This is a genomic window from Pseudomonas sp. SbOxS1 (assembly GCF_013416725.1).
In the GTDB taxonomy this organism is placed as follows: Bacteria; Pseudomonadota; Gammaproteobacteria; order Pseudomonadales; family Pseudomonadaceae; genus Aquipseudomonas.
Map to the genome: position 1 here is coordinate 187,490 of NZ_JAAVXC010000003.1, position 13,423 is coordinate 200,912.

The window sequence follows — 13,423 nt, forward strand, 5'->3', positions numbered from 1 at the left end:
GCCTCTGTCGAGTGCACTGATCGAATACGCGGTGTTGGCGGGAAACAATCACGCCTATCGGTTCCGATAGAAGAAGCGTGAATAATATGATCAACGACAATCTGCGCATCATGGTGGTGGAAGACCATCCGTTTCAGCTCAGGGCGACTCAATGCCTGCTTGAAAGTTACGGCTTCACTCATTTGACCACCAGCGACTGTGCCAGAAACGCGCTGCAACACATGTTCAGGGCAGAGCAGCCGTTCGATATCCTGTTATGCGATCAATGCCTGCCCGAAGTGTCCGGCATTGACCTGATAAAAATCGCCAGTCATCAGGGAATGATCAAGCAGGCAATACTTTTAAGCAGCCTGACATCCAATGAATTGAGTGAACTTGAAAGCCAGGCCATCCTCAACGAACTGCCACTGCTTGGCTACTTGATAAAACCTTTGAAACAGTGCGAGCTGAGACAATTATTGAAATTGATTCCCTGAGCCTACAACCAGGCGCTCCTGAAATTGTACGAACCACAAATCCGCGCCCGGCGCGGCACAATTAAACAGCAACACTATTTGTGGAAACCTGCCAAAAAAACCGTTTGACTCGTAATCCAATTCCTTTTTGCATGTAGGAACATTCCTATATTGCCGCGACAGCCCCGTCAGTTCATACGTCACCTTAACTATCTGAGCTAAGGTGCGCGCTTTATCTGAGCTCGCGTGGGATTTGATTATGAACTCCGTTTTTATCGTCGACGATCACCCTGTCATCCGGCTTGCCGTTCGTATGTTGCTTGAACACGAGGGCTTCAAGGTCATCGGTGAAACCGATAATGGTGTCGATGCCATGCAGATGGTGCGCGAATGCATGCCCGACCTGGTCATTCTCGATATCAGCATTCCCAAACTGGATGGTCTGGAAGTGTTGACACGATTCAACGCCATGCATACGCCCCCGAGAACCTTGGTATTGACCGCGCAATGCCCGACGCTGTTCGGTATACGCTGCATGCAATCGGGCGCCTCGGGATATGTTTGCAAACAGGAAGAACTCAGCGAACTGGTAAGCGCCATCAAAGCGGTACTGTCTGGTTACAACTATTTTCCCAGTGAAGCCTTGAACCCTGCCCGTGGCGATGAAGCACGGTGTGCCGAACTTGAACTGTTCAAGTCAGTCAATGACAGGGAACTCATGGTCATGCAACTTTTTGCACAAGGTCGCAATAACAAGGAAATCGCCAAAGGCATGTTCCTGAGCAACAAGACGGTCAGCACTTATAAAAAACGACTCATGCAAAAACTCAAGGCCAAATCACTGGTTGAACTCATCGAGATGGCAAAACGTAATGCATTAGTGTGAGACACAGGATGCCCAGCCGCTTGAAGGACTACCTGCTGATCATCACCACAGGCTTGTGCCTGTGCACTTCGTTGCACGCAGCGCAAACCCCTGAACAACTCACCTTGCTCAGTCGTTCAGCGCCCCTGCACCTGGAAGTCGAGCTGGACCAGTCACAACGTCAATGGGTGCGGGGTAAACAGGAACTGATCCTGGGTACTTCAGCGCCCGACTATCCCCCCTTCGACCTGACCAGCAGCGGCCATGACTACGAAGGTTTTACCGCCGATTACGCAGGCATTCTTGGCGAGGTCCTTGGCCTGCCTATCAAGGTTCAGCGTTTCACCTCCCGGGGAGCCGCGATCGAAGCGCTCAAAAACGGCGAGGTAGACCTGTTGGGCAGCGCCAACGGATTCGAGGCGAGCAATGACCACATCGCACTCTCCAGGCCCTATGCGGTGGATCAACCGGTCCTGGTGACACGTGAAGGCGAAACCCGGCCGCTCAATGCCGGGCTTTCCGGATTGCGGCTCAGCATGCTGTATCACTACTTGCCCCTGGAGGAGGTAAAGGCCCTGTATCCGAAGGCAATCATCACGTCCTACCCCTCCTACCAGAACGCGATCAATGCCGTTGCTTTCGGCCAGGCCGATGTTTTTCTCGGTGACACCATTTCAACCCATTACATGATCAACAAGGGCTATCTGAACAACATTCGCATGGCCAGTTTCGGCAAGCACGAGGCCCATGGTTTCAGCTTTGCCGTGCACAAGACCAATCCACAACTGCTCACCATCATCAACACGACGCTCGCGGCCATTCCCGCCAGCGAACGGGAAAACATCGCTAAACGCTGGAGCGCCGGGAGCGATATCCTGCTCACCGATCAAAAACTGGCGCTCAGTTACAGTGAGGAGCGCTGGCTGGCGCAACACCCGGTGGTCCGTGTGGTCGTCAATGAGGCCTATGCACCGCTGACGTTTTTCGACAGTGCCGGCAACTTTCGCGGGATTGCCGCGGATCTGCTTGAGTTGATCAGGTTGCGTACCGGCCTGCGGTTCGACATTCAGCGCAGCCGCAGCGACAGGGACATGATCGAGCGAATCAAAACCGATCAGGCCGACCTGATCGCCGCGCTGCTCCCCAGCGCGCGACGCGATACCCTGCTGAACTTTACCCGCCCGTACCTGCAGAACTCCTTCGTCCTGGTGACACGCAAGGCGCACGACAGCCCGACCAACCTTGCACAGCTTCAGGGCAAGAGCCTGGCCATTGCCCGTGGCAATCCCCTGATCGACTATTTGCGCAGCGAATTCCCGCATATCCGGCTGATCAGGACCGCCGACACCTTCAGCGCCGTGGAAATGCTTGCCGAAGGCCGGGTGGAAGGCGCGGTGAACTCGCTGGTGATCGCCAACTACTTCATCGCCTCGCAACTGTTCGAAACCGAGCTGCAGATCAGCACCACCATCGGCACCCAGCAGGCGGCGTTCTCCCTGGCAACCGGGCCCGACGCCAAGGAACTCAACGACATCCTCAACAAGGCACTGTTGAGCATCGCGCCCCAGGAGCTGGGCGTCATCAACAGTCGTTGGCGCGGCTATTCGGCCTCCTCGCAAAACACCTGGCGCAATTATCAACGGGTGTTCTATCAGATCCTCATCGGTGCGGGCTTGCTGTTGTTGATCTCCGGGACCTGGAACGCCTACATGCGGCGCCAGATCAATCAACGCCGGGCGGCCGAGCGCGCGCTGAACGATCAACTGGAGTTCATGGGTTCCCTGGTCAATGGCACGCCCCACCCGATTTATGTGCGTGATCGCCAAGGACTGCTGCAAAGTTGCAATGACAGTTACCTGCAAGCCTTCAACGCCAAACGCGAAGACGTGATCGGTAAAAGTGTGATCCAGGGCAGCCTGGGCAACGCCTTCGAGGCTCGGGAATACCAGGCCGATTACCAGCGTGTCGTGGCCGAGGGCACGCCCATGATCCTTGACCGTGCGATGCACATTGGCAGCCGCCGGTTGACGATCTATCACTGGATTCTTCCCTACCGCGACTCGAGCGGTGAAGTGCAAGGCATCATTGGTGGCTGGATCGACATCAGCGAACGGCGGCAACTGTTCGATGACCTGCGTTGCGCCAAAGAGCGTGCCGACGAAGCCAACCGGGCCAAGAGCACGTTCCTGGCGACCATGAGCCATGAAATTCGCACCCCGATGAATGCTGTCATCGGCATGCTCGAACTGACGCTCAAGCGCATCGAACTCCACCACCCGGATCGTCCCGCCATCGATGTGGCCTACCACTCGGCGAAGGACCTGCTGGAACTGATCGGGGATATCCTCGATATTGCCCGCATCGAATCCGGGCACCTGAGCCTGAACCCGGAAAGGGTCAATCCAGAGGAAATCGTGGCGTCAGTGGCGCGTATCTTCGATGGCCTGGCCAGGCAGAAGGGGCTCGAACTGCAACTGGAGCTCAACCCGGCCAACCCGTCGATCGACGTGTTGCTCGATCCGCTGCGCTTCAAGCAGGTGTTGTCGAACCTGGTCAGCAACGCCATCAAGTTCACCGAGCGCGGCCAGGTGAGGATCATCGTCGCCCTGCACAAGACCCGCGAACCCGACCAGGTACAAATGCTGCTGCTGGTCGAAGACAGTGGCCCGGGGATCAGCCATGAGGATCAGCAACGCCTGTTCGAACCTTTCGCCCAGGCCGGTAATGCCGGGCAGTCGGCCAGGGGCGGTGCCGGGCTTGGCCTGGTGATCAGCCGCAGCCTGTGCGAAATGATGAATGGCAGCCTGCAGTTGAGCAGCCAGCCGGGCGTCGGCACGCGGGTAAGGCTTTCATTGCCGCTACCCACACTACCTCGCGAATCCAGGGAGCAAACAGCCGAGCCGCCCATCCACTGCGCCACGGTCCCATTGAATGTGCTGGTGGTCGACGACCACTCGGCCAATCGCCTGTTGATGTGCCAGCAGCTGGAATTCCTGGGCCATCGATACAGCGTCGCGGCAGATGGCCAGGCTGGCCTGGACGCGTGGAAATCCGACGCATTCGACCTGGTGATCGCCGATTGCAACATGCCGGTCATGAACGGCTACGAACTGGCCCAAGCCATTCGTCAACATGAGCAGCGCACCCGACAGCCGCGCTGCACTCTCCTGGGCTTCACCGCCAACGCCCAGCCGGAGGAGATTCAACGTTGCAAAAAGGCCGGAATGGACGACTGCCTGTTCAAGCCATTGTCCCTGGCCGCCTTGAGTCAGTGGGTCAAGGGCATCCAGCCTTCGGTCGTCGCCCCGGCCTTCAGCCTGCAAGGTTTGCATGTGTTGACCGGAGGCAACCCGACGATGAACCTGCGTCTGCTGACCGAACTGTTGAACAGCAACCGCCTGGATCGACAGAGCCTGCTGGCGCTGTCAGGCACACGGGACCCGCAGGCATTTCTCGACATTGCCCACAGAATCAAGGGCGCTGCCCGAATCGTCCAGGCCACTCGGTTGATCGACAGCTGCGAGGCGCTCGAGGCTACCTGCCATGCCCGCTTACCCCCCGAAAAAGTCAGCGAATGCTGCGACGCCGTGGAGCGCGCGCTGCTCGAATTGGAGCAGGCATTACTGCAACAAATCGAGCGAAACGACCGCTGTACAGTGAGCGAGCCTTAACTATGCTTGGACGCGGAGCAGTGCGTTAACCATCACGGAGTGACCTGCATGCCCAGCCCACTGCGCCCGGATCAGCGGCGGTTTCCCCTGCACGTTCATATCAGCGTGATGTTCACTTGCCTGCTGTTGTTGACCGGGATCGTGCTGGGCATTTTCCACTACCGGCAAACCACCCAGATCATCCTGTCGAGCAGTGAAAAGTTGTTCAGCCGAATTGAACAGGACGTGCGCCTGGACCTGCACGCCACTTATCAGCCGATTCGCCGGCTGCTGAGCCTGTTGATGCACAACCCCGCAGCCCTGGCCCCCGATCTGCAACAGCGCCTGGCACTGCTCAAGCCCTTCAGTCAGGCGCTCCAGGACAACCCCAACCTGGCTTCGCTGTACCTGGGGTACGACACCGGTGACTTTTTCATGGTTCGCCCGCTGCGCACGCCAGACCTGAAAGCGCTGTTCGAGGCCCCGGATACCGCCGCCTACCAGGTCTGGAGCATCGAGCACAACAGCAGTGGCCAGGCGCACTCGCAGTACCTGTTTTTCGATCGGGACCTGACGCTCGTCAGCCGTCAGGACAACCCCGGTGACACCTATGATCCCCGTGGCCGCGCCTGGTTTACCAGCGCCAGCCAGGATGTTGACCAGATCACCACCTCGCCTTACGTTTTTTTCTCGACGCACAACGTCGGTACCACCCTGGCGCGGCGCAGCGGCGAGCATGCCGTGCTCGCGGCCGACCTGACCCTGGCCGAACTCTCGGCCACCCTGGCCAAGCATGTGGTAACGCCCGCGACCGAAATCGTGCTGTTCGATGCCCAAGGCAATGCCATCGCTTATCCCGACAGCCGTCGCCTGATCGTGGACGATCAAACCGCCCGCCTGAGCCAGGCCGCCGACCTGAGTCCCGCCCTGGCAGCACTGCTCGACAAACCTGCGCGGGGCAATCGCCTGACGGCCATGGGTCGCCAATGGATCGTTGCTCGCAGCAGCATGCAGGAAGGCGGCCCCCAGGGGCTGCAACTGGCGATGTTGGTACCTGAGGATGAATTGCTCGTCGACGCCTACCGCATGCGCTGGCAAGGCGCGCTGATTACCCTGGCGACCTTGCTGTTGTGCGTGCCACTGGGGTGGCTGACGTCCAGGATCCTGGTCAAGCCCCTGCGCGCCCTGGTGCAGGAAGCCGACGCCATCCGCAGTTTCGATTTCAACTTTGCGGCCACGCGCCGCTCTCCGGTGCTCGAGGTCGACCAACTGAGCCAGTCCATGGGGCGCATGAAAGACACCCTGGCGAGCTTCTTCCAGATCACTGACAGCCTGAGCGCCGAGACCCGGTTTGCCCCATTGCTGGAGCGGGTGCTGTTTGAAACGGTAAGGATCGGCCAGGCCCAGGCCGGCCTGATCTACCTGCGCGAAGGGGATGGCGACCTGATGGAACCCCAGGGCCTGGTGATCAACGACACAGCACAAGCCCTGTCTTCATTCGACCTTCGCGCACACGGGTTCCAGGACGCGCACAGCCCCGCCTGGCTGCAGCAGCTGGCGACGGCCGACAACGTCGTCACCCACCTGGGCTTCGAACAAGCGGGTGATCTACAGAAAGTCCTGCTGGCAATGGCTTGTCCCCGGGTTCACCTGATTGGCATCCGCTTGCACAATCGTCACAACGAAACCGTCGGCCTGCTGGTGTTTCTGCTGGCCGACAGCGGTCAACAGAGCGACCTGGACAAACTGCGTCCCGACCGCATCGCGTTCCTGCAGGCGGTGTCCGGTGCGGCCGCGGTGAGTATCGAAAGCCAACGCTTGCAAGACCGGCAAAAACAGCTGCTGGACGCCTTCATCAAACTGCTGGCCGGCGCGATCGATGCCAAGAGCCCCTACACCGGTGGCCATTGCCAACGAGTACCGGCCCTGACACTGATGCTCGCCCAGGCCGCGGCAGCCAGCCAGGACCCGGCCTTGCGCAGCTATCAGCCCACGGATGACGAGTGGGAGGCGCTGCACATCGCCGCCTGGCTGCACGACTGCGGCAAGGTGACGACCCCGGAATATGTCGTCGACAAGGCCACCAAACTCGAAACCCTGAACGACCGCATCCACGAAATACGCACCCGCTTCGAAGTGCTCAAGCGCGATGCCTGGGTCAACTATTGGCAAGCCATTGCCCAAGGTGGCGACGAGCACCACCTGGCGCAGCAGCGCGATGCCATCCTGGTAGGGCTCGATGATGATTTCGCCTTCATCGCCCGCTGCAACCTCGGCGGCGAAACCATGGCCGAAGCCGACCTGCAACGCCTGCGCAATATTGGTCAACGCACCTGGATGCGAACCCTGGATGACCGGCTGGGTGTTTCCTGGGAAGAGAACCAGCGCCAGGCACGCACGCCGGCACCGACACTGCCCGTCTGCGAAACGTTGTTGGCAGACCGGCCCGAGCACCTGTTCGAGCGCGCCGAAGCCGAATTGATTGCCGAGGACAACCCCTGGGGCTTCAAGCTCGATGTCCCGCGATACAAGTACAACCGCGGCGAGCTCTACAACCTGAGCATTGCCCGAGGCACCTTGACCGCTGAGGAGCGCTACATCATCAACCACCACATGGTGCAGACGATCATGATGCTCAGCCACCTGCCCTTCCCCGAGCACCTGGGCAACGTCGCGGAGATCGCCGGCGGCCACCACGAAAAAATGGACGGCACCGGTTATCCGAAACGCTTGAAGCGTGAGCAGATGAGCCTGCCGGCGCGAATGATGGCGATTGCCGACATCTTCGAAGCGCTGACCGCCGCCGACCGCCCCTACAAGAAAGCCAAGCCCCTGAGTGAAGCGCTGGGCATCATGGCCATCATGTGCCGGGATGCCCACATCGACCCGCAGCTGTTCGAACTGTTCATCAACGCACAGATTTACCTGCAGTACGCCCGGCGCTTCCTCGACCCGCAGCAGATCGATGCGGTGGACGCGTCAAGCCTGCTGGTCAAGGCAGGCTTGAAGGTGTGATCAGCAGTCGGTCAGGCGCAGGAAAATAGCCGCCAGTTGCTCGATACCCGCTTGATCCTGCACCGTGAAACGCGCCAGTTGCGGGCTGTCGAGGTCGAGCACGCCGATCAGGCGACCGTCCTTGACCAGAGGCACGACTAGTTCACTGTTCGACGCACTGTCGCAGGCGATATGCCCGGCAAACGCGTGCACGTCTTCGACCCGCTGGGTCTGCAAGGTCGCCGCCGCCGTCCCGCACACACCGCGACCGAACGGAATCCGCACGCAGGCGATTTGCCCTTGAAACGGCCCCAGCACCAGCTCTTCATTGCGATTGAGGTAGAACCCGGCCCAGTTCAAGCCCTCGAGCTGGTTGAACAGGAACGCCGAAAACTGCGCGGCGTTGGCAATGAAATCGCGCTCGTCCGCCAGCAAGGATTCCAGCTGCGCATGCAGCATGCCGTAGCCTTCGAGGCCCTGGCCGCTCTTTTGTAAATCGATCATGCCTTGTGCTCCAACAGTTTCAGCCCCACCCAATAGCGGGCAAATTGATACGCGCAACGTCCGTTGCGATTGCCACGTCCCGTGGCCCAGCGCACCGCGAGGATGTCCAGCTCTTCCGTGCGTTGCCACGGCAGGCCTGCCTTGTCGGCCAATTGACCGATCCAGTGTTCGACCACGTCGAGGAAGTGTTCCTGGGTAAACGGATAGAACGACAGCCACAACCCGAAGCGGTCCGACAGGGCGATCTTGTCTTCCACTGCCTCGCTGGGGTGCAATTCACCATCGACCCGTTTCCAGTTTTCGTTATCGCTTTCCTTTTCCGGCACCAGGTGGCGACGGTTCGAGGTGGCGTACAGCAACACGTTGTCCGGTGCCTGTTCGAGCGAACCGTCGAGAACGCTCTTGAGTACGCGATAATCGCCCTCGCCCGATTCGAACGACAGGTCATCGCAGAACAAGACGAAACGCTGCGGTAGCTTGGCGATCTGCTCGACTACCCGCGGCAGGTCCGCCAGGTGATCACGCTCGATTTCGATCAGGCGCAGGCCGGCTTCGGCATGCTCGGCCAGCAAGGCGCGCACCAGCGACGATTTGCCGGTGCCGCGTGAACCCCAGAGCAGGGCGTGGTTAGCCGGCATGCCATCGAGGAACTGGCGGGTGTTTCGCCCCAGTTGCTCCACTTGGCGGTCGACGCCGATCAGGTCGCTCAAGCGCATGTCCAGGCTGACCTGCAGCGGCAGCAGAAAACCGCTGCGCCCCTCGCGTTGCCAGCGCGCCGCCAGGCAATGGGTCCAGTCGATGGCTTGCCGAGGGGTGGGCAGCAGCGGTTCGATACGGGCCAGAACGGCATCGGCACGTTCAAGAAAAGCATTCAATCGGGAATCCACGTCTTCTCCTCGGGCACGTTCACAGTAATGATGGCGATACAGCGACGAAATACAGCGTTCGATGAACGGTCAACCGCCCTGTATCAGGGCTCGCGGGATCACCCTGCATGATCGACTATGCTTGAGCAGCGAAGGAAAACGGAAGTGGTTCAACACCCCATGGACATCAAGTTCACCAACCGGCTGTCTTACAAACAGGCACGGCTCACCGTGCTGGTCGGTTTCGTTCTGGGTATGCTGCTCAGCGTGCTGCAAATAGGCATCGATTATGCCAGTGAAGACGCCTCCATCAACCGTGAAATCCTGTCTTTGCTCGAAATCAGTCACAACCCCGCCTCGCGCATCGCCTACAACATCGACGCCGAACTCGCCCAGGAACTGACCCTGGGCTTGCTGCGCTCGCCCGCGATCATCGGGGCGAAACTGACCGACAACAACGGTAATGTCCTGGCCAAGGTCAAGCGTCCCGGCCTGCAAAGCGGCTATCGGGTGTTGAGTGACCTTCTGTTCGGGGCCAAACGGCAGTTCGAAGACCGCCTGTACCTGAATCATATGCCCAGCGAATCCCTGGGTACCCTGCAACTGGACGTCGACACCTACTCGTTCGGCTACCGGTTCCTGCGGCGGGCCGAGGTGACCCTGATCAATGGTTTCGCCCGCAGCCTGCTCCTGAGCGGTATCCTCCTGGCGCTGTTCTACGTGATGCTGACCAAGCCGCTGGTGCGGGTCATCCGCGAACTCAGTGGACGCGATCCGCGCAGCGCGGAGCCGACCTCGCTGGAATGTCCGGCGGGACATGCCAAGGATGAAATCGGCGTGCTGGTGAAAGTCGCCAACCAGCAATTCGAAAACATCGCCACCGAAATCCAGCAGCGGCGCAACGCCGAAAACCGCCTGACCGACTATCTCGGCCAGCTGGAAAACATCGTTTCGGCGCGCACGACCGAACTCAAGGCCATCAACGCCCGCCTCAGTCAATCCAACCAGGAACTGGAAGTCGCCCGCAGTACCGCCCTGGACATGGCCGAAGCGCGTTCAGTGTTCCTGGCCAACATGAGCCACGAAATCCGCACGCCCCTCAATGGCCTGCTGGGCATGATCGCGCTGTCGCTGGACGGCCCGCTGAGCGCCGAGCAACAGCAACAGCTGGCCATCGCCCACGACTCGGGCAAAGTGCTGGTGGAGTTGCTCAACGATATCCTCGACCTGTCGAAATTCGATGCCGGCCAGCTTGAGCTCGAGCACATCCCGTTCGACTTGGGCTCGCTGATCGAAGACACCGCCAACCTGCTGTCGCAGAACGCCGCGCCAAGTGTCGAACTGACCTGCCTGATCGATCCGGACTTTCCTGCGCTGGTGCTCGGCGATCCGACACGGGTCCGGCAGATCGTCAGCAACCTGCTGTCCAATGCGCTCAAGTTCACCCGTTTCGGCCGGGTCGATGTGCGACTGTCGACCTGCCAGGACGGCGTCAGCATCGAGGTCTGCGACACCGGCATCGGCATCCCCCGGGATGCCCAGGTCAAGATTTTCCAGCCCTTCACCCAGGCCGGGGCCGGGATCACCCGACAATATGGCGGTACCGGGCTGGGCCTGGCCCTGACCCATAATCTGTGCGAAGCCATGCAGGGCCGGCTCACCATCAGTTCTGAACCCGGTTTCGGCAGCCAGTTCTGCGCGCAACTGCCACTGCCCAGTCACACCAGGGCACTGGCCCCTGCGCCCCTGCAGGGCAAGGTCATTGCCATTACCGCCGCCAGCAGCGGTCTGGCGGAACTGCTGGGCACCGTGTTGCCGGGTTGGGGGCTTGATTATCAACAGCGTTCGATCGATGACCCGTTGCACGGCCTGGCCCCCGATGTATTGATCACCGATTGCCCCGAGTGCCTGTTCAACCTGCGCCCCACCTTCGGTGCGCCGATCCTGCTGGTGACCGCTTACGGCAGCTTCATGCCCAGCGAACAAGCCAACGCCCTCGCCCCCCTGCAACAACAGGCACGCCCCCTGGCACGCAATGCGCTGTATCAGGCCTTGCGGCGAATCCTGCTGGCGCAAACCGACACACCCAACGATCCAAAGGTCGACGCGCACGCCCCGCAGCGACGTGCGCGGGTGCTGCTGGTTGAGGACAACCCGGTCAACCAACTGGTGGCCAAGGGCATGTTGGGTAAACTCGGTTGCGACGTGATCGTCGCCGCGCACGGCGCCGAGGCGCTGGATCAATTGGAGAGCCGCGACTTCGATCTGGTGCTGATGGATTGCAACATGCCGGTCATGGACGGCTATGAAGCCAGTCGGCAGATCCGTCGCAGCGGTCGTTGGCCGCAACTGCCGATCGTCGCCCTGACCGCCAACGCCATGTCCGAAGAGCGCGAACGCTGCCGTGCGGCGGGCATGAGCGACTACCTGGCCAAGCCGTTTCGGCGGGAAGAGCTGGCGGCCCTGCTGGACGTGTGGATACCCGTTACGACAGTGCCTTGATTTGCCCCAGCAAGTGGTCAAGACCGTTGCGCAGGTCATTCAGGCGGTCCAGGTCCACGCCGCTGTCGCACAACAGGCGGGCCTTGAGCGGCCCGACCTGAGCACGCAGCGCGGCGCCCTTGGGCGACAGGCTCAGGTGCACCTCCCGCTCATCGCGCGCCGAGCGCTGGCGCTGAACCAGTTGCAATTGTTCAAGGCGCTTGAGCAAGGGCGTCAGCGTGCCGGAGTCCAACGCCAGGCGCTCACCCAGCGCCTTGACCGTCGGCTGCTCCGGGGCGGCCGCCTGCCATTCCCACAACACCAGCATCGCCAGGTACTGCGGATACGTCAGGCCCAACTGGTCGAGCATCGGCTTGTAGGCACGAATCACCGCGCGGGAGGCGGCATACAGTTTGAAGCAGAGCTGGCTGTCGAGGCTCAGCGAGTCGACGGACAAGCTGTTCATTTGAGCAGTGCTTCGATCTCTGCGCTCAAGTCCTGCGGCTTGGTCGCCGGGGCGAAGCGCTTGACCAGCTGGCCATCCTTGCCGATCAGGAATTTGGTGAAATTCCACTTGATGCCCTGGGAACCGAGCACACCCGGTGCACGTTTTTTCAACTGCACGAACAAGGGATGGGCGCCGTCGCCATTGACTTCAATTTTTTTGAACAGCGGGAAACTGACACCGTAGTTCAGCTCGCAGAACTCGCTGATCGCCCCTTCGTTGCCCGGTTCCTGCTTGCCGAATTGATTGCAGGGGAAGCCGAGCACCACCAGACCTTGATCCTTGTAGGTCTGCCACAGCTCCTCAAGGCCTTTGTATTGCGGGGTGAAGCCGCATTTGCTGGCGGTGTTGACCACCAGCACGGCCTTGCCGGCGTAATCCGCCAGGGTCTTTTGTTCGCCCTTGATGGTGGTGCAAGGGATGCTTAGGAGGTTGTCGCTCATGATCGGGACGCTCAAGGAGGGGGTGATATGACAAACATAGCGAGCAATTGAATTGTGTGCAATTTATTTACTGGAAATCTGGGTGACATACACCTTGTGACCGGCATACACCTTGTAGGAGCTGGCTTGCCAGCGAAGGCGTCCTTGAGCATTGCGTTGTTCTTTCGGGCGCCTTCGCTGGCAAGCCAGCTCCTACAGGGCTCGCCTTACGAGCGTGGCACCAGGTCCAGGCAAACCGAGTTGATGCAGTAACGCAGACCTGTTGGCGGCGGGCCATCCGGAAACACGTGGCCCAGATGCGCGTCACATTTGGCGCAAACCACTTCGGTGCGGATCATGCCGTGGCTGACATCACGAATCTCGGTCATGGCGCTGTCGCCGATCGGCGCATAAAAGCTTGGCCAGCCGCAGCCGGAATCAAATTTGGTCCTGGAGTCGAACAGTGGCTCGTTGCAGCAGATGCAGTGGTAGATACCGTCGGTCTTGGTGCCGTTGTACTTGCCGGAAAACGGCCGTTCGGTGCCCTTGAGGCGGCAAACGTTGTACTGCTCCGGATCGAGCATGGCCTTCCATTCTTCCAGGGTTTTTTCCAACTTTTCCATCATCACACCTCAGCAGCTGAAAAAGCCCGATCTGTACCTTTTCCACGGATCGGGCGGC

The 13,423-nt window shown here is 60.0% G+C and carries 10 protein-coding genes; 5 read left to right on the forward strand and 5 right to left on the reverse strand.

Annotated features, from left to right (window positions below):
- The first annotated feature begins 86 nt into the window (after nucleotides 1-86).
- From HFK74_RS05125 to HFK74_RS05140, 4 genes are all read left to right on the forward strand, one after another.
- Entirely contained in the window at nucleotides 87-476 is a 390-nt protein-coding gene (locus tag HFK74_RS05125; protein ID WP_180202617.1) for a response regulator, read from the forward strand.
- A 238-nt stretch (nucleotides 477-714) separates the two neighbouring features.
- On the forward strand, nucleotides 715-1,341 hold the full coding sequence (locus HFK74_RS05130) for a response regulator transcription factor (RefSeq protein WP_180202618.1): 627 nt from the start codon (nucleotides 715-717) through the stop codon (nucleotides 1,339-1,341).
- Between the two features lie 8 nt (nucleotides 1,342-1,349).
- Nucleotides 1,350-4,991, forward strand: coding sequence for a transporter substrate-binding domain-containing protein (locus HFK74_RS05135; RefSeq protein WP_180202619.1), 3,642 nt, complete (start codon nucleotides 1,350-1,352; stop codon nucleotides 4,989-4,991).
- 48 nt (nucleotides 4,992-5,039) lie between these two features.
- Nucleotides 5,040-7,985, forward strand: a complete 2,946-nt coding sequence (locus tag HFK74_RS05140) for an HD domain-containing phosphohydrolase (RefSeq protein ID WP_180202620.1) — start codon at nucleotides 5,040-5,042, stop codon at nucleotides 7,983-7,985.
- On the opposite strand, the gene HFK74_RS05145 is transcribed toward HFK74_RS05140, so the two are convergent.
- On the reverse strand, nucleotides 7,986-8,468 hold the full coding sequence (locus tag HFK74_RS05145; protein WP_008059124.1) for a GAF domain-containing protein: 483 nt from the start codon (nucleotides 8,466-8,468) through the stop codon (nucleotides 7,986-7,988). It abuts the gene before it with no gap.
- On the reverse strand, nucleotides 8,465-9,355 hold the full coding sequence (locus HFK74_RS05150) for an ATP-binding protein (protein ID WP_179057454.1): 891 nt from the start codon (nucleotides 9,353-9,355) through the stop codon (nucleotides 8,465-8,467). The genes HFK74_RS05145 and HFK74_RS05150 overlap by 4 nt, the downstream gene beginning before the upstream one ends.
- Nucleotides 9,356-9,514: 159 nt before the next feature.
- On the opposite strand from HFK74_RS05150, the gene HFK74_RS05155 reads away from it, so the two are divergent.
- Nucleotides 9,515-11,836 (forward strand): ATP-binding protein, encoded by a 2,322-nt coding sequence (locus HFK74_RS05155; RefSeq protein WP_180202768.1) that lies wholly within the window; start codon nucleotides 9,515-9,517, stop codon nucleotides 11,834-11,836.
- Here the strand turns inward: HFK74_RS05155 and HFK74_RS05160 are convergent.
- From HFK74_RS05160 to msrB, 3 genes are all read right to left on the reverse strand, one after another.
- A complete protein-coding gene (locus HFK74_RS05160; protein ID WP_180202621.1) occupies nucleotides 11,820-12,281 on the reverse strand; it encodes a MarR family winged helix-turn-helix transcriptional regulator in 462 nt (153 codons plus the stop codon). The two genes, HFK74_RS05155 and HFK74_RS05160, sit on opposite strands and share 17 nt — an antisense overlap.
- Complete coding sequence (locus HFK74_RS05165) at nucleotides 12,278-12,763, reverse strand: glutathione peroxidase (protein ID WP_008059117.1); 486 nt, start codon at nucleotides 12,761-12,763, stop codon at nucleotides 12,278-12,280. The genes HFK74_RS05160 and HFK74_RS05165 overlap by 4 nt, the downstream gene beginning before the upstream one ends.
- A gap of 206 nt (nucleotides 12,764-12,969) precedes the next feature.
- Nucleotides 12,970-13,365 carry a peptide-methionine (R)-S-oxide reductase MsrB gene (msrB, locus tag HFK74_RS05170; protein ID WP_180202622.1) on the reverse strand — a complete coding sequence of 132 codons (396 nt, stop codon included), beginning with the start codon at nucleotides 13,363-13,365 and terminating at the stop codon, nucleotides 12,970-12,972.
- Nucleotides 13,366-13,423 lie beyond the last annotated feature (58 nt).

Coding starts and splice junctions, on each gene's coding strand:
- HFK74_RS05125 (WP_180202617.1), top strand. CDS start 87: ATGATCAACGACAATCTGCGCATCATGGTGGTGGAAGACCATCCGTTT.
- HFK74_RS05130 (WP_180202618.1), top strand. CDS start 715: ATGAACTCCGTTTTTATCGTCGACGATCACCCTGTCATCCGGCTTGCC.
- HFK74_RS05135 (WP_180202619.1), top strand. CDS start 1,350: ATGCCCAGCCGCTTGAAGGACTACCTGCTGATCATCACCACAGGCTTG.
- HFK74_RS05140 (WP_180202620.1), top strand. CDS start 5,040: ATGCCCAGCCCACTGCGCCCGGATCAGCGGCGGTTTCCCCTGCACGTT.
- HFK74_RS05145 (WP_008059124.1), bottom strand. CDS start 8,468: ATGATCGATTTACAAAAGAGCGGCCAGGGCCTCGAAGGCTACGGCATG.
- HFK74_RS05155 (WP_180202768.1), top strand. CDS start 9,515: ATGGACATCAAGTTCACCAACCGGCTGTCTTACAAACAGGCACGGCTC.
- HFK74_RS05160 (WP_180202621.1), bottom strand. CDS start 12,281: ATGAACAGCTTGTCCGTCGACTCGCTGAGCCTCGACAGCCAGCTCTGC.
- HFK74_RS05165 (WP_008059117.1), bottom strand. CDS start 12,763: ATGAGCGACAACCTCCTAAGCATCCCTTGCACCACCATCAAGGGCGAA.
- msrB (WP_180202622.1), bottom strand. CDS start 13,365: ATGGAAAAGTTGGAAAAAACCCTGGAAGAATGGAAGGCCATGCTCGAT.